A 25,702-nucleotide genomic window follows, 5' to 3' on the forward strand; every position below is an offset into this window, starting at 1 on the left:
GGCAATGTAGCGGCGTATGGGGGTATGTGGGGGCATGTGTCCGTCCGGCCGCCCCCGCTCGCGCCCCGCTGGGCCGAGCGGGTGGACCAGTGATCATGTTCCGGCACCGCGAGCCGCCCGTGTGGCACGGTCACCTCCGACGGGCCGGGAGCGGGAAAGGGCGGACACACGCATGGGCAAGGCCGTACGGGTTCTCGTGGCACTGCTGCTCGCCATGGTGCCGGGGGCGACGGCCTCGGCCGTCGCCGCGTCGGGCCCGGTTCGGGCCATCGCGGCCGGCGTGCAGGATGGCCCGCGGCCGTGGGCCGGCTCCTGGGAAGCCGCACCCTCCGGCACCGCGCCCGCGCTGCCCGGGGCGGCCGTGCGCAATGTCGTGCACCTCAGTGTGGGCGGGACGGTGGTGCGGGTGCGGGTCAGCAACCGGTTCGGCAAGGTGCCGCTGGTGCTCGGTGCGGTCACGGTCGCGCGGCGGCGCGCGGAAGGCGGGGGTGCGGGCGCGGGTGCGGGCACAGGTACCGGTACCGGGGGAGGTGGCGCGGACGCCGTGCGTGGCACGATGCGTATCGCCACCTTCGGCGGCCGGCCGTCCGTCAGCGTGGCGCCGGGGCAGGACCTGCTCACCGATCCCGTGTCCCTGGCCGTCCCGGACGGTGCCGATCTGCTGGTCACGGTGTTCACGCCGGTCGACAGCGGACCGGCGACCTTCCACCGCGACGCCCTGCAGACCAACTACGTGGCCCGCGCCGGTGCGGGCCGCGCCGCCGCGGAGGACGGTTTCGCGTACACGGCCATCACGTCCTCCTGGTACTACGTGACCGGTGTGGACGTCCGCGGCACCGCCCTCGGCAGCGTCGTCGCGTTCGGCGACTCCCTCACCGACGGCGCCGCGTCCACCCCCGACGCCAACCACCGCTGGCCCGACCGGCTCGCCGCACGCCTGCGCCCGCACCGCCTCGGCGTCCTGAACGCGGGCATCAGCGGCAACCGCCTGCTGCGCGACGGCACCGGACCGAGCGCCCTGGCCCGCCTCGACGTCGACGCCCTGGACCGGGCCGGTGTGCGGGCCCTTGTCGTCCTGGAGGGCGTCAACGACATCAAGGGCCGCCCGGTGGCCGACGATCCGCGCGCCTTCGCCGCCGCGTACCGCACGCTCGTCTCCCGCGCGCACGCCCGCGGCATCGCCGTCGTCGGCCTCACGCTCACCCCGTACGCCGGCTACCCCGCCCACACCCCGGCCGCCGAGGCCGTACGGCAGCAGGTGAACGCGTTCATCCGCACCGGCGGCGCCTTCGACGCGGTCGTGGACGCCGACGCCGTCGTACGCGACCCGGCCGACCCGCGGCGCATCCGGCCCGCCTACGACCCCGGCGACCATCTGCACTTCAACGACACGGGCCTGCGCGCGATCGCCGACGCCGTCGACCTCGCCCTCAGTCACCGGGCGCCGGCGCCGGGCGCCCGGCACGCAGCCGCGCGCGCCGCCGCTCAGCCCCACACCACGGTCCCCAGCCACGCCCCCGCGATCAGCAGGCAGGCGAACAGCTCGGCCAGCACGCTCCAGCCGCCCGCCCGCATCACGCTGCGCAGGGCGGCCATGGCCTCGGCGTGCCGGCCCAGCCGCAGCCTCTCGTGCAGATAGATCCCGGCCATGAAGCCGGGCAGGGCGCCCACCACCGGGACCAGGAAGAAGCCGAGGACCGCGCCCGCGCCGGCGTACACGGCCGTGCGCGGGCTCGCGCCGCTCGCGCGCAGCCGGCGCGGAGGCAGCGCCCAGCGCACCACCAGGGACAGCAGCAGGACGACGGTGGCGCCCACCAGGACGCCCCACGCGGCCGGCCGGGGATCCGCCAGCGCCCACCACAGGACCGCGGCCCACACCAGCCCCGACCCCGGCACGCCCGGCACCAGTACTCCGCACAGGCCGAGCACGATCACCAGGCCGACCGGCAGGAGTTCCCACGCTCCCATCTGCCCAGAGTGCCAAAGCCCGGAAGAAACCGCAGGTCACCGTGAGCCTCAGTGGGCCTCAGCGGGACTCAGCGAGCCTCAGCGGGACACCCAGCCCCGTTCGTAGGCGTGCCAGCCCAGCTGGAGCCGGGTCGAGACCCCGGTCAGCTCCATCAGCCGCTTCACCCGCCGCTGTACGGTCCGCAGGCCCAGGTCGAGCTGTTTGGCGACGCTCGCGTCGGTCAGTCCGGCCAGCAGCAGCGACAGGACCTCCAGGTCCATGGCGTCGGGCCTGTCGGGCTCTTCCTCCTCCAGGCCCGTCGCCCCCAGCCGCAGCGGCAGCGCCTGGTGCCACACCGACTCGAACAGCGCGGTGAGCAGCTCCAGCAGCCCGCTCGCGTGCACCACCAGCGCGGCCGGCTCGACCATCCTCGGGGTCAGCGGGACCAGGGCGAGGGTGCGGTCGACGATCACCAGCTTCGTCGGCACCCGGTCCACCACCCGCACCTCCTCGTCCCGGCCCAGCGCCGTCGTCAGCTCGGTCAGCCCGTGCGGCAGGTCCAGGACGGCCCGCTCCACCACGACGCGGTAGCGGACCCCGCGTGCGGCCGCCTGCTCCTCGGCGTCGTTCTCCATCCCGGTCACCACCACCGGATTGCCGGTGACCAGCGCGCACACCTCCTCGGTGGCGCCCAGCTGGAGCTGCAGAAAGCGCTGTGCGACCGCCGCGGCCCCGGTGACCACCTCCACCAGGTCGTGCACCTCGGGCTCGCCCGCCGTCGCCCGGTACTCCTCCGCGAGCAGCGCCGCCGCCAGCTCAGCCTGCTCCAGCTCGTGCCGCCGCTGGGTGAGCAGCGCGCCCAGCGCCACCCCGGGCGGGGCCGCCACCCAGCGGCCCGGCCGGGCCGGGGACTGGGCCGCCAGGCCGTGCCGCTCCAGCCGGCGCAGCGCCCGCTCGGTGTCCGGCTCGGCCAGTGACAGACGCCGGGCCAGTTCCGCCACCTCGGTGGCCCCCACGGACACCAGTGCCCGGTACGCCGCCTCGTGCGTCTCGTCCAGCCCTATCGCAGCCAGCATCGACCTACGTCCTCCCCACATAGCGAGCAACTCGCAGCGGCGTGCCGTGGCGGAAACCGGCCACGGCACAAACCCGCCGCCCGACATCATCGCCGTACCGGAGGCGAATCTGCCAAGGTGACGGACGTACGGGACGCATGCCGGTGCCGGGGGCACACGGTCGCATCCCGGGAATCACGCCACAATCCGGCCGTAGGGTCGGCTCGTTCGGCGAGCCGGCCGCGAGAGACGGTGGTCCGGCCGTGAGGGATGTTGGCCAGGCCACGCGAGGCGTTGGCCAGGCCACGCGAGGCGTTGGCCAGGCCACGCGAGGCGTTGGCCAGGCCACGCGAGGCGTTGGCCCGGCCGTGAGAGACGGTGGCCAGGCCGTGAGAGACGGTGGCCGGGACCGGGCGCGCGTGAGCGGGCGCAGGGAGCCGGGGCCTGGCCACACCGGGTGTCGCCGGGCGGTCCTCCCGTGGGGGGTGGGGCCGTCCGACGGCCATCAGCCTTGTGTCGTACGGCCGTTCGCGCCGTCCCCCGGCAGGTCGTGCGGGGCGGGCCGAGGGGCCGGTTTTTCCCGATGCCCCGTTTTCATACGGCCTGTGCGGTGGACAATGAAGGGCATGAGCCAGCAGGGGGGTAGGCCCGCCCGTCACGAGGACGACTGGTGGGGGCAGTTGTACGACGACGCCACCGAGGACACCGGCCCCACGGCCGCGCCCGATTCCCTGGAGGACCGCTTCGCCTCGGCGAAGAGCACGGTGACGGGCCGACCCCGCGGACCGGAACACCCGCCCGGGGAAACGGCCTTCCGGGAAACGGCTCCCCGGGACCCGGAGCCCTGGGACCTGGAGCCCCGAGACTCGGAGCCCTGGACCAAGCCCCAGGAGCCATCCCCGGACCCGGCCGCCGAACCTCCAGTGCCTCCACAGGCGTTCGCGCCCCCTGAAGCCCCGCCCGACTTCCCGTCGCCCGAGCCTCCGGCGCTCACCGATCCTCACCCGACCGCCGGCCTCCCCACCCCCACCGGACCCGACCACGTCGGACTCAACCCCACCGGACTCAACCCCACCGGACTCAACCCCACCGGACTCAACCCCACCGGACTCAACCCCACCGGACCCGATCACGTCGGCTCCGGGCCGCCCACCTACGACCCCGAGCCCACCGCGCTGCCCGGGGCGGATCCGGACGAGTTGGGGGAGCTGGTCGCGGACACCGTGCTGGACGGGGCCCGTTACGGGGTGTGCACGGTGCGGGCCGTGTCGATGCGCGGGGATTCGGCGCGGTATCGCGGAGAGCCGCGCCGGGACGCGTTGCTGACCGCGCGGTTCGGGGCGGGGGAGCAGGCGCTGCTGCTCGTCGCGATGGCGACCGGGGCGCGGGCCACGCCGGGTGCGCACCGGGCGGCGGTCGAGGCCTGCCGGTGGATCGGGCAGGCGGTCGGCCGCAGCCACCGGCGGCTGGCGGAGGACATACGGACGGCCCGGCGCGGCGAGCTGAAGTCCGGGCTGCACCGGCTGACCGACCGCAGCCTCGGCAAGCTGCGCGCCGGCGCAGTCGAACGGGACCTGGACCCCGAGGAGTACACGGCGAGCCTGCGCTGTCTGCTGCTGCCCGCCGACCCGGGCTGCCGTACCCGGGTGTTCTTCGGGGTCGGTGAGGGAGGGCTGTTCCGGCTGCGGGACGGCGCGTGGCAGGACATCGAGCCGCAGGTGTCCCCGGCCGACACCGCAGGCGAACCGGTCGTCGGCTTCGGCGGCCTGCCGCCCGCCGCGCGCACCGGCTCCCCGGGCGCGCCCGGCGCCGCACCCCTCTTCGCCGAGGACGACGACCGGCTCACCATGGACCTGGGCATCCCGACCCCGCCGAGCCCCTACGAGACCTTCGCGCAGGCCGGCCGGGCGGGCGCCGCGGAGCCGCCGCGCGACCCCTTCCTGTTCCGGGCCTCGGTAGCCCGCCCGGGTGACGTGCTGGTGATGTGCAGCGGCGGGCTCGCCGACCCGCTGCGCGGCGAGCCCGCCCTGTGCGCCTATCTGGCCCGCCGCTGGTCCCGCCCCGCCCCTCCCGGCCTCGCCGCGTTCCTCGCGGACGCCCAGGTGCGGGTGAAGGGTTACGCCGACGACCGTACGGCCGCGGCCGTGTGGGAGGCGTGACGGCGGTCGCTGTGACTTGATGGAACGGACAGCGGTCCAGTCCGCGTTCCAGGGCAGCGAAGGGGCAGAGGTCCGTCATGGCCAAACAGAACGTCGCCGAACAGTTCGTCGACATCCTCGTCCGCGCCGGCGTGCGCCGCCTCTACGGCGTCGTCGGCGACAGCCTCAACCCCGTGGTGGACGCCGTACGCCGCAACTCCGCCATCGACTGGATCCATGTCCGCCACGAGGAGACCGCCGCGTTCGCGGCCAGCGCCGAGGCCCAGGTCACCGGGAAGCTCGCCGCCTGCGCGGGCTCCTGCGGCCCCGGCAACCTGCACCTGATCAACGGCCTGTACGACGCCCACCGCTCCATGGCCCCGGTGCTCGGCCTCGCCTCGCACATCCCGTCCAGCGAGATCGGCCTCGGCTACTTCCAGGAGACCCACCCGGACCGGCTGTTCCAGGAGTGCAGCCATTACAGCGAGATGATCTCCAACCCGAAGCAGATGCCCCGGCTGCTGCAGACCGCCATCCAGCACGCGATCGGCCGGCGCGGCGTGAGCGTGGTCTCCCTGCCCGGTGACGTCGCCGCCGAACCCGCCCCGGACAAGTCCTTCGAGAGCGCCCTGGTCACCTCCCGGCCCAGCATCCGCCCCGGCGACGCCGAGATCGACGAACTGGTGCGGATGATCGACGCGGCCGACAGGATCACCCTCTTCTGCGGCAGCGGCACCGCCGGCGCGCACGCCGAGGTCATGGAGTTCGCGGAGAAGGTCAAGTCCCCCGTGGGGCACGCCCTGCGCGGCAAGGAGTTCATCCAGTACGACAACAAATTCGACGTCGGCATGAGCGGGCTGCTCGGCTACGGCGCCGCGTACGAGGCCACCCACGAGTGCGATCTGCTGATCCTGCTCGGCACCGACTTCCCGTACAACGCGTTCCTGCCGGACGACGTGAAGATCGCGCAGATCGACGTACGGCCCGAGGTCCTCGGCCGCCGCTCCCGGCTCGACCTCGCCGTGTGGGGCGACGTCCGCGAGACACTGCGCTGTCTGACCCCACGGGTACAGGAGAAGACGAACCGGCGCTTCCTCGACAAGATGCTGAAGAAGCACGCCGACGCGCTGGAGGGTGTGGTCAAGGCGTACACCCGCAAGGTCGAGAAGCACGTGCCCATCCACCCGGAGTACGTGGCCTCCGTCCTCGACGAAGTCGCCGACGACGACGCCGTGTTCACCGTCGACACCGGCATGTGCAACGTGTGGGCCGCCCGCTACATCTCGCCCAACGGCCGCCGCCGGATCATCGGCTCGTTCACCCACGGCTCGATGGCGAACGCGCTGCCGATGGCGATCGGCGCCCAGTTCACCGACCGGGGCCGGCAGGTCGTCTCGATGTCCGGTGACGGCGGATTCACCATGCTGATGGGCGACTTCCTGACGCTCGTGCAGCACGATCTGCCGGTCAAGGTCGTGCTGTTCAACAACTCCTCCCTCGGCATGGTCGAGTTGGAGATGATGGTCGCGGGCCTGCCGGCGTACGGCACCACCGACGTCAACCCCGACTTCGCGGCCGTCGCCCGCGCCTGCGGGGCCTTCGGGGTGCGGGTGGAGAAGCCGAAGCAGCTCGCGGGCGCGCTCAGGGACGCCTTCCGGCACAAGGGTCCGGCCCTGGTGGACGTCGTCACCGACCCCAACGCCCTGTCCATCCCGCCGAAGATCAGCGCGGAGATGGTCACCGGCTTCGCGCTGTCCGCCTCGAAGATCGTGCTGGACGGCGGCGTGGGCCGCATGGTCCAGCTGGCCCGCTCCAACCTGAGGAACGTCCCCCGCCTCTGAACCGCCTTCGCACAGCGGTGAATTCCGGCCACTTTCACGCGGTGTGACGGGACAGGCGCGCTTGGCGGCGGACGGGTGCGCGTCGTCACGATGGGGCGCCCGTGGCATCGTACGGCGCCACGGGCGTGTCCGGCGCGGGGGAGAGGGTGCGCGAGGGCCGGCCGGGACGCCGGAGCGGGGTGGCCGAACAGGCGGCTGTCGACCCATGGTCAGGACTGGCGCGAGGACCGTTGGGCATGGATCCCCGTGAACATGTTCGACCATGAGGGGACAGGTCCGGCAACGCGCGGGCGGGGGTCATGACGAGGCAGGCACGAGGGGGCGGTCCCGGCACGATCGGGGCCTCCTCGGCAACGACGGAGGAAGCGACCGGCACCATCGGCGAAGCGACCGGCACCATCGGGGAACCGACCGGCACCATCGGGGAGAGGGCCGGCACCATCGGGGAGCGGGCCGGCGGCAACGCGGAATCGACCGGCGGCAACGGGGAGGGGGCCGGGACCGGCGCGGAGGACGCGCACCGGCTGCGGCGGGACCTGGACCGGGCCGACCTCGGGGCCGTGCCCCGGGCGCGCCGGGAACTGCGCGAACTACTGCGGCACTGGGGCAGGCCCGGCCGCTCGGAGATAGCGGAACTGCTCACCAGCGAACTCGTCACCAACGCGCTCGTCCACACCGACGAGGACGCCGTCCTGACCGCCGTCGTCTCCTCGGACGCGCTGCGCGTGGAGGTGCGCGACTTCGTCGCCCGCTGTCCCCGCGTGCGCGCCCCGGACACGGGCGACGACACCCACGGCCGGGGTCTGGTCCTGGTCCAGTCCCTCGCGGACGCGTGGGGCGTACGGCCGCACGACATCGGCAAGTCGGTGTGGTTCGAACTGGGCGCCGAGGCGGCGTGAGAGGACGCCGAGGCGGCGTGAGAGGACATGGGGACGGGGCGTGACCTCGAAGGTCACGCCCCGTCGAACTCCCACGGCACCCGGGACGGCGGCTCAGCCGAACTGCTGCTCCAGGTCCTTCAGCTTGCGCTCCAGCGAGTCCAGCTTCGGCAGCGCCATCGTGTCGTCCTCCGCCGTCAGGTCGACCGTGAGCGGCTCAGAGCTCTTGCGGACGGGCTGAAGGGAGGGCCGCGAGCGTACGGGCAGTGCTTCCGGGGTCGATATGGCAGGCTCCGCGGTCGCCTGAGCCGGACCGCGCTCCACGGCCTGCACCTCGACCTGCCGGCCGGCGCCGCGCCCGGCGAAGCCGCGGTGGCCCCGGCTGATCGCCTTCAGCTGGGCGCGCTCCACGCGCTGCTGGTCGCGCCGGCGCTGCCGCGCCGCGTCCTTCTGCCGCTTGTCCTCGCGGACCTCGTCGACCGCCTCGTCCAGGCTGCGCACGCCCTCCAGGAGCATCAGCGACCAGGCCCTGTAGGTCTCGCGGGGCGCCCGCACCCAGCGCACGATCCGGATCTGCGGCAGCGGGCGCGGCACCAGGCCCTGCTCGCGCAGCGCGGCCCGGCGGGTCTGCTTCAGCGCGCGGTCGAACAGGACGGCCGCCGACAGCGACATGCCGGAGAAGAACTGCGGCGCACCGGCGTGATCCACGCCGCGGGGCGCGTGCACCCAGTTGAACCAGGCCGCCGCCGCCGCGAACATCCACACCAGTATCCGGGAGCCGAGCGCCGCGTCGCCGTGGCTCGCCTCACGCACCGCGAGGACGGAGCAGAACATGGCCGCGCCGTCCAGGCCGAACGGCACCAGGTACTGCCAGCCGTCCGTCAGTCCCAGGTTCTGCTCGCCGAAGCCGACCAGACCGTGGAAGGAGAGGGCTGCCGCCACCGCCGCGCAGCAGAAGAGGAGCACGTAGGAGGCCGTGCCGTAGATGGCCTCCTTGCGCCTGCGGCGCTCCTCGCTGCGCTCCCACGAGTCTTCGGCATTCGCGTTCTCCCCGGAGGAGCGCTTGCCGCGCGCGAGCACCGCCACCGCCGCCAGCATCCCCAGGAGCAGCACGGCGCCCGGAAGCAGCCAGTTCAGCGATATGTCGGTCAATCTCATCAGGGGTCCCTTGCATTGGGATAGGGCGTAACGCCCGCCATAGTGGCCCACTCCCGACGGCCCTCAAGGGGTTTCGGGGCAAGAGGCCGCCAAGGAGGTGCCAGGGGATGCCCAGGGCGGCGTTCTGCTCGAACTGCCGCGTGAGGGGCGGGAGTTGAGTTCGAATAAGACTACCCGTACGGATGGTTCCGCGGAACATTCCTGCGGTGTGTGAGGAAGTGGCGAACGACCTGTCCGGGCCGGGTGGTCCCATCGTGATGATCCTAATGGACGGGCGGGGGTGCTCGGAGCCGCCCCGGGGTGCCTGAGGGGCGCTCAGGTGAGGCTGTGCGGGCGGGGGTTGGGGTGTGGGTGTGGGCGCTGGGGTGTTCGGGTGTTCGGATGGGTGTGCGTGTGCGTGTATGTCCGCGGGGTGGGGCGGGGTGGGGCGCGGGTGCGGCGGACATGCGCGGCATACGAGACATACATCACGGGTGGCCGGGTATTGGGTGATGTATCCGGTGGTGTGTCTGGTCGTATGTTCGTGCTGTACCTCGCCCCGGGAGAGGCGGGGAAGGCTGCCCTTAGTCGACCTTGGGGGAGTTTGACCTGTCGCCTTGTGCGCCTATGGTGCATGACGAACAAGTGCCGAACCGTCGTCAATCACCCCGACCGCCGACCAGCCGGAGGAGGATCCGTGCAGAGCAGGGAGCGGGCCGCCGCCGTGCGGGTTCAGGCCCAGCCGCGGGCCGGCGGCGCGGTGGACGCGGCGGCGCCGGCGGCGCGGGGCGAGCACACGCACAGTGAGGGGCCGATCCCGGGGCCCCGTGCCGTCCGGGGGCCCCGTGCCGTGGTGCAGCGGTCCTCGGTGCGCGGCCAGATCCTCGACGCGCTGCGTACGGCGCTGGTGAAGGGGGAGCTGCGGCCCGGAGAGGTCTATTCGGCGCCCGTCCTCGGTGAACGGTTCGGGGTGTCCGCCACGCCCGTGCGGGAGGCCATGCAGCAGCTCGCGCTGGAGGGTGCCGTCGAGGTCGTCCCCAACCGCGGCTTCCGGGTCGTCGAGCGGGGGGTGCGCGAGATGGCCGAGCTGGCGGAGGTGCGGGCGCTGATCGAGGTGCCGGTCGTGCTGCGACTGGCGCGTACGGTGCCCGCCGACCGCTGGGTCGAGCTGCGGCCCCTCGCGGAGGAGACGATGCGCGCGGCGGTGTCCGGCTGCGCGGCGACGTACGCGGAGGCGGACCGCGCGTTCCACCGGGCGCTGCTGGCCCTGTCGGGCAACGAGCAGCTGGTCCAGATCGCGGAGGATCTGCACCGGCGCGCTCAGTGGCCGCTGGTCGGTGGTGCCGTCCGGCACGGCCGTGCGGACCTGGTCGCCGACGCGGCGGAACACACGGCGCTGCTGGACGCGTTGGTCGCGCGCGAGCTGGACGTGGTACGGGCGCTGGTGGGGGAACACTTCGCGGGCGCGAGCTGAACGGTCGCCCGCAACTGCATGGGCACTCATCGCAGCGGGCGGTACCGCGACTCCTCAGGGGCGCGGGAAACCGCGCGATCGGCCCCCACCGGGCCGCACGGGCCGGACGACCCGCACCCGCACCCCGACCGCTTAGCCGTGCGCAGGCGTGAGGCCTCGGGGTCGGATTCCGTGTCGGCCAGGGAGACCAGGGCTGGGGCCGTGCCGGTGTGTTTCGTTTGTCCGCGCTCGCGGGGTGTACTCATCGCGGCGGGCGGTACCGCGACTCCTTTGGGGGCGCGGGGAACCGCGCGATCGGCCCCCACCGGGCCGCACGGGCCGGACAACCCGCACCCGCACCCCGACCGCTAAGCCGTGCGGAGGCGTGAGGCCTCGGGGCGGACTCCGTGTCGGCTAGGGAGACCGGGGCCGGGGCCGTGCCGGTGCGTTTCGCTTGTCGGCGCCCGTGGGGTGCCGCTGGGTACTTATTGCGGCGGGCGGTACCGCGACTCCTTTGGGGGCGCGGGGAACTACGCGATCGGCCCCCACCGGGCCGCACGGGCCGGACGACCCGCACCCGCACCTGCCCTTCGACCGCTACGCCGTAGCCGTGTCCGGTGCGTCCGGGGTCAGTTGGCGGGCCAGCCAGGTGGGGACGCCGCCGAGGAGACGGAAGAGGCGGCGGGCCTCCTCGCGCAGGCGTGAGGCCTCGGGGTCGGACTCCGTGTCGGCCAGGGAGACCAGGGCCGGGGCCGTGCCCACCAGGTAGCCGAGTTCCTCGCGGATGCGCAGGGACTCGGCGAAGCCGTGCCGCGCTTCGGCCAACTCGCCTTCGCGCAGGGCGAGTCCGGCGATGTGGCGCCAGGTGAAGGACAGCAGGAGCGGGTCGGAGTGGGCGGTGGCGCCCGCGTGGGCGCGGCGGTAGGCGGCGCGGGCCGCCTGGGGGGAGCGGGCCAGGTTCTCGGCGAGCAGGCCCCGGCGGAAGTCCAGGAGGGCTCGGCCCGCCGCTCCCGGAGGGATCAGGGCCGCCGCCCGCCCCAGTGCCGCGCGTGCCTCGTCCGCCCGGTCCCGCACCCCGTGCAGGGTCGAGGCGTAGGCGAGCTGGCCGCGCTCGCAGGCGGCGGCTCCGCGCTCCTCGTCGGTCCCCGCCCGCGCCTCCGCCGTACGCAGCGCGTCCTCCGCCTCCTGCCAGCCCCGCTCGGTGTACAGGCACCGTTCGACGAGGAGGACCGCCCGCTGGAGCGAGGCCGTCGGGGTGTCCCGTGGCAGCAGGGCCGCCGCGTCGGCCCAGCAGGCCCGGGAGCGCAGCCGCCACACCGCGATCTGGAGCGGATCGTCACCGGCGGTCGTTCCGTTTCCAGACATGGCGGAATACGCCACGTTGCCCTCCCCGAGCACGCCGTCGAGCTGTTGAGTGGTGGCGGCATTCCAGCACCAATATCGGCACCGGGCCAAGAGGGTGGGTGAAAGATTTCACAAAGTGTCGCAGGCCGGGAGCGAGCGGACCCGTCCGCCTCGCGTCCCGCTGACCTCAGCTCATGCGCAGTGCGAGGAAGAAATCGAGCTTGTCCTCAAGGCGCGACAGGTCCCGTCCCGTCAACTGCTCGATACGCCCCACCCGGTAGCGCAGCGTGTTGACGTGCAGGTGGAGACGGGTGGCGCAGCGGGTCCAGGAGCCGTCGCAGTCAAGGAACGCCTCCAGCGTCGGGATCAGCTCGGCGCGGTGGCGGCGGTCGTAGTCCTTGAGCGGGTCCAGCAGGCGGGCGGTGAAGGCGCGGCGGACGTCGTCGGGGACGAACGGCAGGAGCAGGACGTGCGAGGCCAGTTCCTGGTGGCCGGCCGCGCACACCCGGCCGGGGCGGGCCGCGGCGACCCGGCGGGCGTGCCGGGCCTCCTCCAGGGCGCCGCGCAGCCCCTCCGCCGAGTGGACGGCGGCGCTGACGCCGAGGGTGAGCCGGCCGTCGTCGTCCAGGCCCCCCGACAGCGGCTCGCGCACCGCCTGGAGCAGGGCGTCGGCGAGCAGCCCGGTCTCCGAGCCGTCGTGCTCGGAGGAGACGGCGGGCAGCGGGACCAGGGCGATCGCCTCGTCGCCGGTGTGCGCCACGGCGATGCGGTCGGAGGGCTCGGGGCCGGTGGCCAGCGGGTCGACCAGGATCTCCTCCAGCAGCGACTGCGCGACCGGACCGCCCTCCGACTCCGCGCCCTCCCACTCGACGCGGGCCACGACCACCTGCCAGTGCGGGGCCGCGCCCAGACCGGGCAGCAGGACCGGGGCCGCGACGCGCAGGCGTGCGGCGATCTCGGCGGGCGCGGCACCCGTCTGCACCAGTTCCAGCACTTCCTGCGCGAGCCGGCGCCGTACCGTGCGCGCCGCGTCCCTGCGGTCCCGCTCGACGGCGATCAGCTGGGTGACGCCCTGGAGCAGGTCGAGCCGCTCGGCCGGCCAGTCCCCGGCGTCCGCCTCGACGGCCAGCAGCCAGTCCGACAGGACCGTCTCGCGCACGTCCCGGGCGGCCTGCGGGGAGCGGCCGGAGGAGCGGATCGGGAACAGGGAGTACGTGCTGCCGTCCAGCAGGACTCGGTGAGGTCCGCGACGCCCGGCGCGGGTCGCCGAGAGGTGTTCGGCGGCGAGCTTCGCGCAGCTGTCCGGGGGCAGCGCCGGGCCCGCGACCTTGGAGCCCGCGATCAGCCGGCCGGTCGGCGAGAGCACCCAGGCGCGCAGGTCCAGGTCGGAGCCGAGCAGGTCGAGGACCACGTCCGGGCCGCCGCCCGCGGGGCCCGCGGTCATCATCCGCCGGTGCCGGTCCACCACCGCCGCGAGATCCCCGGCGCGCTCGCCGGAGACCTGCCGTACGACGTGCTCGGTGATCGCCGCGAACGCCACCGACTCGTGCACGGCGAACAGCGGCAGCCGGTGCCGGGCGCAGGCCAGTACGAGGTCCTCCGGCACGTCCCCCAGCTCGGCCTCACCGGCGGCCAGCGCGGCCACCCCGGCCTGCACCAGGAGTCGTACGAACGCCTCGGAGTCGTCGGCGTCCCGGCGCCAGGCCAGGCCCGTCAGCACGAGTTCGCCGCCGGAGAGGTAGCGGCTCGGGTCGCGCAGGTCGGTGGTCATGACGCCGCGGACCGAGCGGTCCAGCTCGTCCTCGCCGCCGAGCAGCCGCAGGCCCAGCGCATCGGTGTCCAGGAGTGCGCGCAGCCGCATCTCGTCGCCGCCGTTCTGTGTCTAGAAAACTACGATGGATCTTGGGTGGACGACGGGGAGCGGTCCGGCGCGGTGGTGGCCAGGCCTTCTCCGGGGACCTCTCCCAGGTCGTCCGGCTGTTTCCTGCGTTTCCCGAGGAAAACGGAGAGGTTACCGATGACCTCCGTTCATACGAATCTACAAGATGCCCGCCGTGGCCAGCCAACTCCTTCATGGTTTCGGTGACTGACCCTGCCGGAGTACTCGGCGGTGTACTGACTCCACTGCGCGTTAACAGGACATGAACGAGCCGGGCCCGCCGCACACGGATTGGCTCAATCCGAACGACCCACGAGACGAAGAAGAGAGCCGGTCATGGACTTCCTTCGCCCCGCCAGCTGGGAGGAGGCGCTCGCCGCGAAGGCCGAGCACCCCACCGCTGTGCCGATTGCGGGTGGCACCGATGTGATGGTCGAGATCAACTTCGACCACCGCAGGCCCGAGTACCTGCTCGACCTCGGCCGCGTCGGCGACCTCTACGAGTGGGAGGCCGGCGAGGACACCGTACGACTGGGGGCCTCGGTCCCGTACACCAGGATCATGCAGAATCTCCGTGCCGAGCTGCCGGGCCTCGCGCTCGCCTCGCACACGGTCGCCTCCCCGCAGATCCGCAACCGCGGCGGCGTCGGCGGCAACCTCGGCACGGCCTCGCCCGCCGGTGACGCCCACCCCGCCCTCCTCGCCGCCGGCGCGGACGTCGAGGTGGAGTCGGCCGCCCGGGGCACCCGCCTGATCCCGATCGACGCGTTCTACACCGGGGTCAAGCGCAACGCGCTCCAGCCCGACGAGCTGATCCGCGCCGTCCACATCAAGAAGGCGGACGGACCGCAGCAGTACTCCAAGGTCGGCACGCGCAACGCCATGGTCATCGCGGTGTGCGCCTTCGGTCTCGCGCTGCACCCCGAGACCCGCACGGTCCGCACCGGCATCGGCTCGGCCGCGCCCACGCCCGTCCGGGCGAAGGCCGCGGAGGAGTTCCTGAACGCGGCGCTCGACGAGGGCGGCTTCTGGGACAACGGAAAGATCATCACCCCGTCGGTCGCCAAGCAGTTCGCGGACCTGTGCTCCGCCGCCTGCAACCCGATCGACGACGTCCGGGGCACCGCGAGCTACCGCCGCCACGCGGTCGGCGTGATGGCCCGCCGGACGCTCACCTGGACCTGGGAGTCGTACCGCGGCGCCCGCCGCACCACTGAGGGAGCTGCGTGATGCGCGTCAACTTCACCGTCAACGGACGCCCGCAGGAGGCCGACGACGTCTGGGAGGGCGAGTCCCTGCTGTACGTCCTGCGCGAGCGCCTCGGCCTGCCCGGCTCCAAGAACGCCTGCGAGCAGGGCGAGTGCGGCTCCTGCACCGTGCGCCTGGACGGCGTCCCGGTCTGTTCCTGCCTGGTCGCGGCCGGCCAGGTCGAGGGCCGCGAGGTCGTGACCGTCGAGGGCCTGGCCGAGTACGCCAGGCAGCGTTCCTGCGGGGACTCCGGGGTGTGCGGCACCTCGCTGGACGAGGCCAAGGGATGGCAGGCCAAGGGCACCGACTCGCAGACCGGCGAGGGCGCCGGACTCAGCCCGATCCAGCAGGCGTTCATCGACGCCGGCGCCGTCCAGTGCGGCTTCTGCACCCCGGGCCTGCTCGTCGCCGCCGACGAGATGCTGGAGAGCAACCCGAACCCGACCGACGCGGACATCCGCGAGGCGCTGTCGGGCAACCTGTGCCGCTGCACGGGCTACGAGAAGATCATGGACGCGGTCCGCCTGGCGGCCGCCCGCCAGTCCGAGGGGGTCTGACATGCCGGCCAACGGCGCTCCTACGAAGATCACGCAGGGCACCCGGACCAAGGGCGGCATCGGCGAGTCCACGCTCCGCCCCGACGGCACCCTCAAGGTCACCGGAGAGTTCGCGTACTCCTCCGACATGTGGCACGAGGACATGCTCTGGGGCCAGATCCTGCGCTCCACCGTCGCCCACGCCGAGATCGTGTCGATCGACACCGGCGAGGCCCTGGCCACACCGGGCGTGTACGCGGTCATGACGTACGACGACCTGCCCACCGAGGTGAAGAACTACGGCCTGGAGATCCAGGACACCCCGGTCCTCGCCCACGGCAAGGTGCGCCACCACGGCGAGCCGGTCGCGATCGTCGCCGCCGACCACCCGGAGACGGCCCGCCGCGCCGCCGCCAAGATCAAGGTCGAGTACCGCGAACTCCCGGTGATCACCGACGAGGCGTCCGCCACCGCGCCGGACGCGATCCTCGTCCACGAGGGCCGCGACGACCACCACATCGGCCACGTCCCGCACCCGAACATCGTGCACCGCCAGCCGATCGTGCGCGGTGACGCCGACGAGGCCGCGAGGCGCGCGGACGTCGTCGTCAAGGGCGAGTACACCTTCGGCATGCAGGACCAGGCCTTCCTCGGCCCCGAGTCCGGCCTCGCCGTGCCCGAGGAGGACGGCGGCGTCCACCTCTACATCGCCACCCAGTGGCTGCACTCCGACCTGCGCCAGATCGCGCCCGTCCTCGGCCTGCCCGAGGACAAGGTGCGCATGACGCTGTCCGGCGTCGGCGGCGCGTTCGGCGGACGCGAGGACCTGTCGATGCAGATCCACGCCTGCCTGCTCGCGCTGCGCACCGGCAAGCCGGTGAAGATCGTCTACAACCGGTTCGAGTCCTTCTTCGGCCACGTCCACCGGCACCCGGCCAAGCTGTACTACGAGCACGGGGCCACACGCGACGGCAAGTTGACCCATATGAAGTGCCGGATCGTCCTGGACGGCGGCGCCTACGCCTCCGCCTCCCCGGCGGTCGTCGGCAACGCCTCGTCCCTGGCGGTCGGCCCGTACGTCGTCGACGACGTCGACATCGAGGCCATCGCCCTCTACACCAACAACCCGCCCTGCGGCGCCATGCGCGGCTTCGGCGCCGTCCAGGCGTGCTTCGCCTACGAGGCGCAGATGGACAAGCTGGCCAAGGAACTGGGCATGGACCCGGTCGAGTTCCGCCAGCTCAACGCCATGGAGCAGGGGACGATCATGCCGACCGGGCAGCCGGTGGACTCCCCGGCCCCGGTCGCCGAACTCCTGCGCCGCGTCAAGGCGATGCCCCTGCCGCCCGAGCGCCAGTGGGAGTCCAGCGAGGGCGCCGACGTACGGCAGCTGCCCGGCGGTCTGTCCAACACCACGCACGGCGAAGGCGTCGTCCGCGGCGTCGGCTACGCGGTCGGCATCAAGAACGTCGGCTTCTCCGAGGGTTTCGACGACTACTCCACCGCCAAGGTCCGCATGGAGGTCATCGGCGGCGAGCCGGTCGCCACCGTGCACACCGCGATGGCGGAGGTCGGCCAGGGCGGTGTCACCGTCCACGCCCAGATCGCCCGCACGGAACTGGGCGTCGCCCAGGTGACCATCCACCCCGCCGACACCCAGGTCGGCAGCGCCGGTTCGACCTCGGCCTCCCGCCAGACGTACGTCACCGGCGGCGCCGTGAAGAACGCCTGCGAACTCGTCCGCGAACGGGTCCTGGACATCGGCCGGCGCAAGTTCGGCACCTACCACCCCGCCTGGGCGACGGCCGAACTCCTGCTGGAGGGCGGCAAGGTCGTCACCGACGGCGGCGAGGTCCTCGGCGACCTGGCCGACGTACTGGAGGACGAGAGCGTCGAGATCGAGGCGGAGTGGCGGCACCGGCCCACCGAGGCCTTCGACCTGCGCACCGGCCAGGGCAACGGCCATGTGCAGTACTCCTTCGCCGCGCACCGCGCCGTCGTCGAGGTCGACACCGAACTCGGCCTGGTCAAGGTCATCGAACTGGCCTGCGCCCAGGACGTCGGCAAGGCGCTCAACCCGCTCTCCGTCATCGGCCAGATCCAGGGCGGCACCACGCAGGGCCTCGGCGTCGCGGTGATGGAGGAGATCATCGTCGACCCGAAGACCGCGAAGGTCAGGAACCCCTCCTTCACGGACTACCTCATCCCGACCATCCTCGACACGCCGACCATCCCGGTCGACGTCCTCGAACTCGCCGACGACCACGCCCCGTACGGGCTGCGCGGCATCGGTGAAGCCCCGACCCTGTCGTCCACCCCGGCCGTCCTCGCGGCGATCCGGAACGCGACCGGACTGGAGCTCGACCGCACACCGGTGCGGCCCGAGCACCTCACGGGCACCTGACCCTACGGGGTCCCAACCGGTGTTTTCCTGGGGGGACTTCGTCCCCCCGGCCCCCCAATGTTCGTCTCGGGCCGTCCCCCGGGTCGTCCATACCCCAAATCCCGTGCGCCGCCTGCGGCGTGCGCACGGGTGCCCCTGTGAACCTTGGGAGATGGCACCATGACCCAGCAGTCTGTGGAGCCCAGGACCGCGGCCGAGGACGCCGGCGACGGCAGTCGCGTCCCCGCGGGTCGGTCCTGGCTCGACCGGTACTTCCACATATCCAGAAGAGGATCCACGGTCTCGCGCGAGATCCGCGGCGGCGTCACCACCTTCATGGCGATGGCCTACATCCTTCTGCTCAACCCCCTCATCCTGTCCGGCAAGGACGCGGCGGGGGACACGCTCGGCCAGAAGGCCCTGATCACCGCGACCGCGTTCGCGGCGGCCCTCACCACGTTGCTCATGGGCTTCGTCGGCAAGGTGCCGCTCGCCCTCGCCGCGGGCCTGTCCGTCTCCGGTGTCCTGTCCTCGCAGGTCGCCCCCGCGATGACCTGGCCGCAGGCCATGGGCATGTGCGTGATGTACGGCGTGGTCATCATGCTGCTGGTCGTCACCGGCCTCCGCGAGATGATCATGAACGCGATCCCGCTCGCGCTCAAGCACGGGATCACGATGGGCATCGGCCTGTTCATCGCCCTCATCGGTTTCTACAAGTCCGGCTTCGTGCACCAGGGCAAGGCCACCCCGGTCACCCTCGGCCCCGCCGGTGAACTCGCCGGCTGGCCCGTCCTGCTCTTCGCCGGCACCCTGTTGCTGATCTTCATGCTCCAGGCCCGCAACGTCCCCGGCTGCATTCTCATCGGCATCATCTCCGGCACGGTCGTCGCCGCGGTCCTCAACGCCGCCGGCGTCGTCAGCGCCAAGGAGTGGGCCAACGGCGCTCCCGAACTGCACGGCGGCGCGGTCTCGATGCCCGACTTCTCGCTCTTCGGGCACGTCGAGTTCGGCGGCTGGGGCAAGGTCGGCGCCATGACCGTCGGCATGATCGTCTTCACGCTCGTGCTCGCCGGGTTCTTCGACGCGATGGCCACCATCATCGGCGTCGGCACCGAGGCGAAGCTGGCCGACGACAAGGGCCGTATGCCGGGCCTGTCGAAGGCGCTGTTCATCGACGGCGCAGGCGGCGCGATCGGCGGTGTGGCGGGCGGCTCCGGCCAGACGGTGTTCATCGAGTCGGCCACCGGCGTCGGCGAGGGCGCCCGCACGGGCCTGGCCTCCGCCGTCACGGGCCTGCTCTTCGCGGCCTGTCTCTTCTTCACCCCGGTCACCGCGATCGTCCCGCAGGAGGTCGCCTCCGCCGCCCTGGTCGTCATCGGCGCGATGATGCTGATGAACGCCCGGCACGTGGACTGGGCCGACCGCGCCACCGCGATCCCGGTCTTCCTGACCGTCGTCCTGATGCCGTTCACGTACACCATCACCACCGGTGTCGCCGCGGGCGTCATCTCCTACGTGGCCATCAAGACCGCCCAGGGCAAGGCCCGCGAGATCGGCGCCTTCATGTGGGGTCTGACGGTCATCTTCCTGATCTACTTCGCACTGCATCCGATCGAGGGCTGGCTCGGGGTTCACTAGCCGCCCCCATTCCCCAACGCCCTTCGTACGCAACCCCCGTGAGGAGACCGAGAGATGCTGGACATCGCCGAGGAGCTGAACCGGTGGGTCGAGCAGGGACGTGACTTCGCCGTCGCCACCGTGGTGGCCGTCGGCGGCAGCGCCCCGCGCCAGCCCGGCGCCGCCCTCGCGGTGGACGCCGACGGCACGGCGATCGGCTCGGTCTCCGGGGGATGCGTCGAGGGCGCGGTGTACGACCTGTGCCGACAGGCGCTCGAGGACGGCGAGACCGTGCTGGAGCGCTTCGGGTACAGCGACGAGGACGCCTTCGCCGTCGGTCTGACCTGCGGCGGCGTCATCGACATCCTCGTCACGCCGGTCCGGGCGGACGGTCCCGCCCGACCGGTGTTCGCGGCCGCGCTGGCCGCCGCCGACCGCGGGGACGCGGCGGCGGTCGCGCGGATCGTGGACGGACCGGCCGAACTGCTGGGCCGGGCCCTCCTCGTCCGCCCCGACGGCTCCCGGTACGGCGGCTTCGGCGCCCACCCCGAGCTGGACCGGACCGTCGCCGCCGAGGCCGGCGCCTTCCTGGACGCGGGCCGCACCGGCACCCTGGAGATCGGCGAGCAGGGTTCGCGCTGCGGCTCCCCGCTCACGGTCCTCGTCGAGTCCTCCGTCCCCGCACCCCGGATGATCGTCTTCGGCGCGATCGACTTCGCGTCCGCGCTGGTACGGGTCGGCAAGTTCCTCGGCCACCACGTCACCGTGTGCGACGCCCGCCCGGTGTTCGCCACCCGCACCCGCTTCCCCGACGCCGACGAGATCGTCGTCGAGTGGCCCCACCGGTACCTGGAGCGCACGGACGTCGACGCCCGGACCGTCCTGTGCGTCCTCACCCACGACGCCAAGTTCGACATCCCCCTGCTGCAACTGGCCCTGCGGCTGCCGGTCGCCTACGTCGGCGCGATGGGCTCCCGCCGCACCCACCTCGACCGCAACGAGCGCCTGCGCGAGGTCGGCGTCACCGAACTCGAACTCGCCCGCCTGCGGTCCCCGATCGGCCTCGACCTCGGCGCCCGCACGCCCGAGGAGACGGCGATGTCGATCGGCGCGGAGATCGTCGCCGCGCGCCGCGGCGGCAGCGGGGTGGCCCTGACGGGCGCGCACACCCCGATCCACCACGACATGACGTCGCGGCCGGCGGGCCGGATCGGGTCGGTGGCCTGAGGGCGGCACTCCATGGGGAGGGGGGCGGCTCGCGGTGCCGGAAAAGCGGTTGCCGCCAGGCCCGGCCCCCGTGCTTGCATGAGGCCATGTCCACCGACCGGCTGCCGGCCTTCGCGGCCCTGTCCTTCCTGCTGATCGTCGTGCCCGGCCCCAGTGTGCTGTTCGTGATCGGGCGGGCGCTCGCGCACGGGCGCCGGGCCGCGCTGACCACGGTCGTGGGGAACACGCTCGGTGCCTACGTGCTCGTCGTCGCCGTCGCGCTCGGCATCGGAACGATCGTGGAGCGCTCGGTCCTCGCCTTCACCGTCCTCAAGCTCGCGGGCGCCGCCTACCTCGTGCACCTCGGCGTCAAGGCCTGGCGGCAGCGCGGCTCGCTGCGGACCGCCTTCGCCGACTCCGGGCCCGCGGTGCACGGCGGGCCGCTGCGCACGCTGGGGGAGGGGTTCGCGGTCGGTGTGGCCAACCCCAAGACGATCGTGTTCTTCGCCGCCGTCCTGCCCCAGTTCGCCGACCCGGGCCAGGGGCACGTACCGGCCCAGATGCTGCTGCTCGGCCTGGTCTTCAACGTCATCGCCCTCGTGTCCGACAGCGTCTGGGGGCTGATCGCCTCCGCCGCCCGGAACTGGTTCGCCCGCTCGCCCCGGCGGCTCGCCGCCGTCGGCGGGGTGGGCGGACTCACGATGATCGGCCTGGGGGTGACGGTGGCGGCGACGGGGCGCAAGGACTGAGTCAGGGGCGGGCCCGGACGCTGGCGCTGTCTCCGGCGGGCCGGGACTCCAGCCCTGTCTCCGTCGGGCCGGGATCCCGGCGCTGTCTGCGCCGGGCCCGCACCCCGGCCGCCGGCGTGGTGGGCGGCGCCGTGGGCCGTCCGCTCACGGGCGTCGCCGCAGCAGCCGGTTCACCGCCCGCCCGAACATCCGGCGCGCCGCGACCTCCACGAGACCGTCGAGGAAGCGAGGGAGGGAGCGGACCCGCAGGTCCTCCCGCCACACCACGCGGGAGTGGCCGCCGGGAGCAGGCCGGACCTCGATCTCGGCCCAGCCCAGCACGACCCTCCCCTGTTTCTCCAGTCGGCACAGGCCGGGTTCGTCGTCGTCCGGCGGCAGCCAGACCGTGACCTCCATGGGGTCCTCGAAGCCGAGCGGGCCGATGCCCGTGCGGGCCGTGAAACGGGTGCCCGCGCCGGCCGGCCCGGGGGTGAGCACGGTGATCCGGGTCAGCGGGACGACGTCACCGTGGCGCGGCCAGTCGGTGAGCCGGCGCCACGCCTCGCCGGGAGGGAGCGGGACGATGCGTTCGAGGGTGAAGAGGGGCACGGCACGATCGTAGGCAACCGGCGCCCGTCACCTGCGCGTTCGCCCCCCGATGTCCCAGGTGTCGGGCCGTCAGCGGTACACCTTCCCGGGCTCCGCTTTTCCGGGCGCCAGCAGTTGAGGCACCGTCACGAAGACGTAGCCGCGTGCCTTCAGCGCGTCGATGATGCCGGGTACGGCGGGCACGGTGCCCGGGTAGATGTCGTGCAGCAGGATGATCCCGTCCCGGGACGACTGGTCGAGGACCCGCTTCTCTATCAGCGCGGAGTCGTTCGTCGTGTAGTCCTTGGCCGTCACGGTCCACAGCACCTCCGCCAGCCCCAACTCCTCGGCGATCCTGTGCGCATCGGCGTCCGTGCGGCCCTGCGGCGGGCGCATCAGCGTGGGCTTGTGCCCGGTGAGCCGTTCTCTCGCGTCGTCGGGCCGCTTCAGTTCCTCGCGGATCTTCGCGTCGGACACGCGGGTGAGGATCTTGTGGTCCCAGGTGTGGCTGGCCACCTCGTGGCCCTCGGCCGCCATCCGCCTGACCAGCTCCGGGTACTTCTCGATGTGCCGCTTGCCGAGCAGGAAGAAGGTGGCCGGGACCTCCTTCTCCTTGAGGATGTCCAGCAGCCTGGCCGAGTTCTCGCTGGGCCCCGCGTCGAAGGTCAGCGCGATGCACTTCGCCGCGCGGCAGTCGACGCTCCCGAACCGGGCCTGTGTCGTCCCGTGTGCCGCCGCGCCGCGCGCGCTGCTCGGTGAGGTCGTGTCGACCTCCGCGCAGCCGGACAGGGTCAGGCCAGGCAGGCCGCCGCGGAGACGAGCGCGGCCGGACGCAACCTCCGGGCCGCTCCGATCATCTTCCTGGGCGCGGACCGCGAGGTCCGTGCGGACCGCGAGGTCGGCAGGGCGGCGGGGTTCTTCTCGGTCGATCCGGTCGGTGTCAGCTGAGGCATGCCGGGACTATACACACAGTTTATAGTTCATGTGTGCGAATTTCTGCGGCGTGTCGATCGCGCCGCTCGCTGCTTGATGCTCGCCGCTCGCGCACCGCGCGGAAGCCACCTCCGTGCCGTCCCCGTGCCGCCTGCGCGCCGCGGCCCTCATCGCCGTAGCACCATGGAGATGCGACGGAGGAACACCCCTCCGCTGACCTCCGGCGAGAGGACGGACCCATGCGCTACCGGGACCGTGCCGAGGGTGGCCGCGCGCTCGCGGGTCTGCTGAAGGGCCTGCGCGACCGGGGCGAGCTGCCCGGCCCCGTCGTCGTCCTGGCCCTGCCGCGCGGCGGGATCGCCGTGGCCGCGCCCGTCGCCCGCGCCCTCGGCACCCCGCTCGACGTGCTGGTCGTCCGCAAGATCGGTGCCCCGCACCACCAGGAGTTCGCCGTGGGCGCCCTCGCCGCGCACGACCCGCCCCTCTTCGACACCGACACCCTCGGACACCTCGGCCTGACCGAGGGCCGGCTCGCCGACGCCGTGGAGCGGGAACGGCGGGAGCTGGAGCGCCGCGAGCGCCGTTACCGCGGCGACCGGCCGCCCCCGGAGGTCACGGGCCGTACGGTCGTGGTCGTCGACGACGGCCTGGCCACCGGCGCCACCGCCCGCGCCGCCCTGCGCCATGTACGGCGCGGAAGGCCCGCCCGGCTCGTGCTGGCCGTCCCGGTCGGCGCCCCGGACTCCCTCGACCTGCTCGCCGCCGAGGCCGACATGGTGCTCTGCCCGCTCCGGCCGGCCGGCTTCAGCGCCGTCGGCCAGTGGTACGACGACTTCGGCCAGCTGACCGACGCCGACGTGCTCGACGTGCTGCACGCGCTCCAGGCGCACTGAACCCCGAGGGAGCCGGCATGCCCGTACTGGACGCGGCCGAGGCGCGACGCCGGTTCACCGCGGCCCGCGTGGCCCGGCTCGCCACGCTCGACCCGGCGGGCCGCCCCCACCAGGTGCCGGTCGTCTTCGCCCGGCACAGCGCCGTCGGCGCCGACGGTGCTGACGGCGCTGACGGTGCCGACCGGATCGTCACCGCCGTCGACCACAAACCCAAGTCCACCGTCCGGCTGCGCCGGCTGGCCAACATCGCCGCACATCCCTCGGTGTGCCTGCTCGTGGACGTCTACGACGAGGACTGGGACCGTTTGTGGTGGGCCCGCGCCGACGGCGAGGCCCGGATCCTGCACCCGGACCCGGACGACCCGGACGTGTGGCGGTCGTACGCGACCGCCGTCGCGGCGCTGTGCGCCAAGTACCCGCAGTACCGGGACCGTCCACCGTCCGGACCGGTCGTCGCCGTCACCGTGGACCGGTGGAGCGGCTGGGAGGCCCGCCCGGACGGGTAGTTCATCGTGGTTCGCCAACTCCCCACGAAACGCTGGCCTTTGATGGAGTGTCATCGGGTCGCCCTCTGGCTCCTTTCCGCCCGTGACGACCTCGTGCACACCTGTGGTAACGGCACGACACACGGAGTAGCCTCGATTGACATGACGCGCACAGGGGAACGAGCCGTCACGTCGTGGCTACGGATGCCGCTCTGGATCGCCCGTACCGAGGCACCGGGCGGGCAGTTGTCGGTGCCGGGGTGCTAATCGGCCGTGATCGGGTGCTCACTGCCGCCCATGTGGTCCGTCCCGGCGCGCCCTAGGTGTATTGATCACGAGCGTTGTTGACAGGGTCGGGGTCTTGATCATGGGGAAGACCTCCGGTGTGGTGGGGGTGTCTAGGACTGCACCGCACGGAGGTCTTCTTGTCTCACCGTAATGCCCGGCTGACCGTTCACGGCAGGCGGCTCCTGGTCGAACGTGTCCTGTCGGGGCGTCCGGTCGCGCATGTCGCTGCAGAGATGGGCATATCGAGGCCCACGGCCCACAAGTGGGTCCGCCGCTGGCGGGCGGAGGGCGACGCGGGCCTTGCCGACCGCTCCAGCCGCCCCCTCACGACACCGCACCGCACCACGGCCACGTCCGAGGCGGCCGTGTGCCGACTGCGGACCGAGCGCAAGCTCGGGCCCGCGCGGATCGGGCCGATCCTCGATCTCCCCGCCTCGACCGTGCACCGGATTCTGGTCCGGCACGGCCTGAACCGCCTGGCCTGGCTGGACCGTCCCACCGGCGAAGTCGTCCGCCGCTACGAGCGGGCACGGCCCGGTGAGCTGATCCACATCGACATCAAGAAACTGGGCAACATCCCCGACGGCGGAGGCCACAAGGTCATGGACCGCCGCACCGCTATGGACAACAAGATCGCCACCACCGCGCAGCGCAAGAGCTGCAAGCCGGTGATCGGCTACTCCTACATCCACTCCGCGGTCGACGACCACTCCCGCCTGGCCTACAGCGAGATCCTCACCGACGAGCACAAGGAAACCGCCGCCGGTTTCTGGCAGCGGGCGAACGCCTTCTTCGCCGCCCACGGCATCGCCGTCGAACGGGTCCTGACCGACAACGGCTCCTGCTGCAAGTCGAAGCTGTTCGCCCAGTGCCTCACCGCGGCCGGCATCGTCCACAAACGCATCCGGCCCTACCGCCCGCAGACCAACGGCAAGGTCGAGCGCTTCAACCGCACCCTCCTCGACGAGTGGGCTTACCTGCGGCCCTACACCAGCAACAACGAGCGGACCGAAGCCCTGGCAGACTTCCTCCACACCTACAACCACCACCGCTGCCACACCGCACTCGGCGGCCACCCACCCATCAGCCGCGTGAACAACGCTGCGGGTCAATACACCTACGTC

18 protein-coding genes and 3 pseudogenes are annotated in these 25,702 nt (G+C 72.7%); 14 read left to right on the plus strand and 7 right to left on the minus strand.

The window, feature by feature from the left end; genetic code table 11:
- Positions 1-172: 172 nt before the first annotated feature.
- A pseudogene (locus ACGFYV_RS20415) lies at positions 173-1,426 on the plus strand (SGNH/GDSL hydrolase family protein); the annotation flags it as partial.
- A gap of 59 nt (positions 1,427-1,485) precedes the next feature.
- On the opposite strand, the gene ACGFYV_RS20420 reads toward ACGFYV_RS20415, so the two are convergent.
- Both ACGFYV_RS20420 and ACGFYV_RS20425 read right to left on the minus strand, forming a co-directional pair.
- The gene (locus tag ACGFYV_RS20420; protein WP_393879803.1) at positions 1,486-1,968 is read right to left on the minus strand and encodes a DUF456 domain-containing protein; all 483 of its coding nucleotides are present in this window, start codon (positions 1,966-1,968) and stop codon (positions 1,486-1,488) included.
- Positions 1,969-2,046: 78 nt separating this feature from the next.
- On the minus strand, positions 2,047-3,024 hold the full coding sequence (locus ACGFYV_RS20425) for a helix-turn-helix domain-containing protein (RefSeq protein WP_393879804.1): 978 nt from the start codon (positions 3,022-3,024) through the stop codon (positions 2,047-2,049).
- Positions 3,025-3,629: 605 nt separating this feature from the next.
- Between ACGFYV_RS20425 and ACGFYV_RS20430 the strand changes: the two genes are divergently transcribed.
- The 3 genes from ACGFYV_RS20430 (at position 3,630) to ACGFYV_RS20440 (ending at position 7,881) form a co-directional block, all read left to right on the plus strand.
- Positions 3,630-5,162, plus strand: coding sequence for a protein phosphatase 2C domain-containing protein (locus ACGFYV_RS20430; RefSeq protein WP_393879805.1), 1,533 nt, complete (start codon positions 3,630-3,632; stop codon positions 5,160-5,162).
- Between the two features lie 77 nt (positions 5,163-5,239).
- The gene (locus tag ACGFYV_RS20435; protein ID WP_393879806.1) at positions 5,240-6,982 is read left to right on the plus strand and encodes a pyruvate dehydrogenase; all 1,743 of its coding nucleotides are present in this window, start codon (positions 5,240-5,242) and stop codon (positions 6,980-6,982) included.
- Between the two features lie 524 nt (positions 6,983-7,506).
- On the plus strand, positions 7,507-7,881 hold the full coding sequence (locus tag ACGFYV_RS20440; RefSeq protein ID WP_393879856.1) for an ATP-binding protein: 375 nt from the start codon (positions 7,507-7,509) through the stop codon (positions 7,879-7,881).
- Positions 7,882-7,974: 93 nt separating this feature from the next.
- On the opposite strand, the gene ACGFYV_RS20445 is transcribed toward ACGFYV_RS20440, so the two are convergent.
- Positions 7,975-9,018: a DUF2637 domain-containing protein gene (locus ACGFYV_RS20445; RefSeq protein WP_393879807.1), complete on the minus strand. Its 1,044-nt coding sequence runs from the start codon at positions 9,016-9,018 to the stop codon at positions 7,975-7,977.
- 613 nt (positions 9,019-9,631) lie between these two features.
- Here ACGFYV_RS20445 and ACGFYV_RS20450 point away from each other — a divergent pair.
- Complete coding sequence (locus tag ACGFYV_RS20450; protein ID WP_393879808.1) at positions 9,632-10,471, plus strand: GntR family transcriptional regulator; 840 nt, start codon at positions 9,632-9,634, stop codon at positions 10,469-10,471.
- Between the two features lie 576 nt (positions 10,472-11,047).
- Here ACGFYV_RS20450 and ACGFYV_RS20455 read toward each other — a convergent pair.
- Both ACGFYV_RS20455 and ACGFYV_RS20460 read right to left on the minus strand, forming a co-directional pair.
- Positions 11,048-11,815 (minus strand): hypothetical protein, encoded by a 768-nt coding sequence (locus ACGFYV_RS20455; RefSeq protein WP_393879809.1) that lies wholly within the window; start codon positions 11,813-11,815, stop codon positions 11,048-11,050.
- Positions 11,816-11,981: 166 nt separating this feature from the next.
- Positions 11,982-13,655: a PucR family transcriptional regulator gene (locus ACGFYV_RS20460; protein WP_393879810.1), complete on the minus strand. Its 1,674-nt coding sequence runs from the start codon at positions 13,653-13,655 to the stop codon at positions 11,982-11,984.
- A 354-nt stretch (positions 13,656-14,009) separates the two neighbouring features.
- Here ACGFYV_RS20460 and ACGFYV_RS20465 point away from each other — a divergent pair, with 354 nt between their 5' ends.
- The 6 genes from ACGFYV_RS20465 to ACGFYV_RS20490 all read left to right on the plus strand — a co-directional run bounded on the left by ACGFYV_RS20465 (position 14,010) and on the right by ACGFYV_RS20490 (position 21,412).
- Positions 14,010-14,903: an FAD binding domain-containing protein gene (locus ACGFYV_RS20465; RefSeq protein WP_393879811.1), complete on the plus strand. Its 894-nt coding sequence runs from the start codon at positions 14,010-14,012 to the stop codon at positions 14,901-14,903.
- Positions 14,903-15,478, plus strand: a complete 576-nt coding sequence (locus ACGFYV_RS20470) for a (2Fe-2S)-binding protein (RefSeq protein ID WP_393879812.1) — start codon at positions 14,903-14,905, stop codon at positions 15,476-15,478. The genes ACGFYV_RS20465 and ACGFYV_RS20470 overlap by 1 nt, the downstream gene beginning before the upstream one ends.
- A 1-nt stretch (position 15,479) precedes the next feature.
- The gene (locus ACGFYV_RS20475; RefSeq protein WP_393879813.1) at positions 15,480-17,861 is read left to right on the plus strand and encodes a xanthine dehydrogenase family protein molybdopterin-binding subunit; all 2,382 of its coding nucleotides are present in this window, start codon (positions 15,480-15,482) and stop codon (positions 17,859-17,861) included.
- A gap of 159 nt (positions 17,862-18,020) precedes the next feature.
- Complete coding sequence (locus ACGFYV_RS20480) at positions 18,021-19,478, plus strand: NCS2 family permease (protein WP_393879814.1); 1,458 nt, start codon at positions 18,021-18,023, stop codon at positions 19,476-19,478.
- A gap of 54 nt (positions 19,479-19,532) precedes the next feature.
- Positions 19,533-20,684 (plus strand): XdhC family protein, encoded by a 1,152-nt coding sequence (locus ACGFYV_RS20485; RefSeq protein ID WP_393879815.1) that lies wholly within the window; start codon positions 19,533-19,535, stop codon positions 20,682-20,684.
- Between the two features lie 86 nt (positions 20,685-20,770).
- Positions 20,771-21,412, plus strand: coding sequence for a LysE family translocator (locus tag ACGFYV_RS20490; protein WP_393879816.1), 642 nt, complete (start codon positions 20,771-20,773; stop codon positions 21,410-21,412).
- Between the two features lie 144 nt (positions 21,413-21,556).
- Here ACGFYV_RS20490 and ACGFYV_RS20495 read toward each other — a convergent pair whose 3' ends face one another.
- The gene (locus ACGFYV_RS20495) at positions 21,557-22,000 is read right to left on the minus strand and encodes an SRPBCC family protein (RefSeq protein ID WP_393879817.1); all 444 of its coding nucleotides are present in this window, start codon (positions 21,998-22,000) and stop codon (positions 21,557-21,559) included.
- Between the two features lie 69 nt (positions 22,001-22,069).
- Positions 22,070-22,932: pseudogene (locus tag ACGFYV_RS20500) on the minus strand (polysaccharide deacetylase family protein).
- Between the two features lie 219 nt (positions 22,933-23,151).
- Here ACGFYV_RS20500 and ACGFYV_RS20505 point away from each other — a divergent pair.
- The 3 genes and pseudogenes from ACGFYV_RS20505 to ACGFYV_RS20515 all read left to right on the plus strand — a co-directional run.
- Positions 23,152-23,805 carry a phosphoribosyltransferase gene (locus ACGFYV_RS20505; RefSeq protein WP_393879818.1) on the plus strand — a complete coding sequence of 218 codons (654 nt, stop codon included), beginning with the start codon at positions 23,152-23,154 and terminating at the stop codon, positions 23,803-23,805.
- A 17-nt stretch (positions 23,806-23,822) separates the two neighbouring features.
- Positions 23,823-24,311 (plus strand): TIGR03668 family PPOX class F420-dependent oxidoreductase, encoded by a 489-nt coding sequence (locus tag ACGFYV_RS20510; protein WP_393879819.1) that lies wholly within the window; start codon positions 23,823-23,825, stop codon positions 24,309-24,311.
- A 404-nt stretch (positions 24,312-24,715) separates the two neighbouring features.
- Positions 24,716-25,693: pseudogene (locus ACGFYV_RS20515) on the plus strand (IS481 family transposase); the annotation flags it as partial.
- Between the last annotated feature and the right edge of the window lie 9 nt (positions 25,694-25,702).

Origin of the sequence: Streptomyces sp. NPDC048297 (genome assembly GCF_043201585.1) — a bacterium.
Lineage (GTDB): Bacteria > Actinomycetota > Actinomycetes > Streptomycetales > Streptomycetaceae > Streptomyces.

What these genes read in the sequence shown, in the direction of transcription:
- ACGFYV_RS20420 (WP_393879803.1), bottom strand. Translation starts at nt 1,968, where the DNA reads ATGGGAGCGTGGGAACTCCTGCCGGTCGGCCTGGTGATCGTGCTCGGC.
- ACGFYV_RS20425 (WP_393879804.1), bottom strand. Translation starts at nt 3,024, where the DNA reads ATGCTGGCTGCGATAGGGCTGGACGAGACGCACGAGGCGGCGTACCGG.
- ACGFYV_RS20430 (WP_393879805.1), top strand. Translation starts at nt 3,630, where the DNA reads ATGAGCCAGCAGGGGGGTAGGCCCGCCCGTCACGAGGACGACTGGTGG.
- ACGFYV_RS20435 (WP_393879806.1), top strand. Translation starts at nt 5,240, where the DNA reads ATGGCCAAACAGAACGTCGCCGAACAGTTCGTCGACATCCTCGTCCGC.
- ACGFYV_RS20445 (WP_393879807.1), bottom strand. Translation starts at nt 9,018, where the DNA reads ATGAGATTGACCGACATATCGCTGAACTGGCTGCTTCCGGGCGCCGTG.
- ACGFYV_RS20450 (WP_393879808.1), top strand. Translation starts at nt 9,632, where the DNA reads ATGACGAACAAGTGCCGAACCGTCGTCAATCACCCCGACCGCCGACCA.
- ACGFYV_RS20455 (WP_393879809.1), bottom strand. Translation starts at nt 11,815, where the DNA reads ATGTCTGGAAACGGAACGACCGCCGGTGACGATCCGCTCCAGATCGCG.
- ACGFYV_RS20460 (WP_393879810.1), bottom strand. Translation starts at nt 13,655, where the DNA reads ATGCGGCTGCGCGCACTCCTGGACACCGATGCGCTGGGCCTGCGGCTG.
- ACGFYV_RS20465 (WP_393879811.1), top strand. Translation starts at nt 14,010, where the DNA reads ATGGACTTCCTTCGCCCCGCCAGCTGGGAGGAGGCGCTCGCCGCGAAG.
- ACGFYV_RS20470 (WP_393879812.1), top strand. Translation starts at nt 14,903, where the DNA reads ATGCGCGTCAACTTCACCGTCAACGGACGCCCGCAGGAGGCCGACGAC.
- ACGFYV_RS20475 (WP_393879813.1), top strand. Translation starts at nt 15,480, where the DNA reads ATGCCGGCCAACGGCGCTCCTACGAAGATCACGCAGGGCACCCGGACC.
- ACGFYV_RS20480 (WP_393879814.1), top strand. Translation starts at nt 18,021, where the DNA reads ATGACCCAGCAGTCTGTGGAGCCCAGGACCGCGGCCGAGGACGCCGGC.
- ACGFYV_RS20485 (WP_393879815.1), top strand. Translation starts at nt 19,533, where the DNA reads ATGCTGGACATCGCCGAGGAGCTGAACCGGTGGGTCGAGCAGGGACGT.
- ACGFYV_RS20490 (WP_393879816.1), top strand. Translation starts at nt 20,771, where the DNA reads ATGTCCACCGACCGGCTGCCGGCCTTCGCGGCCCTGTCCTTCCTGCTG.
- ACGFYV_RS20505 (WP_393879818.1), top strand. Translation starts at nt 23,152, where the DNA reads ATGCGCTACCGGGACCGTGCCGAGGGTGGCCGCGCGCTCGCGGGTCTG.
- ACGFYV_RS20510 (WP_393879819.1), top strand. Translation starts at nt 23,823, where the DNA reads ATGCCCGTACTGGACGCGGCCGAGGCGCGACGCCGGTTCACCGCGGCC.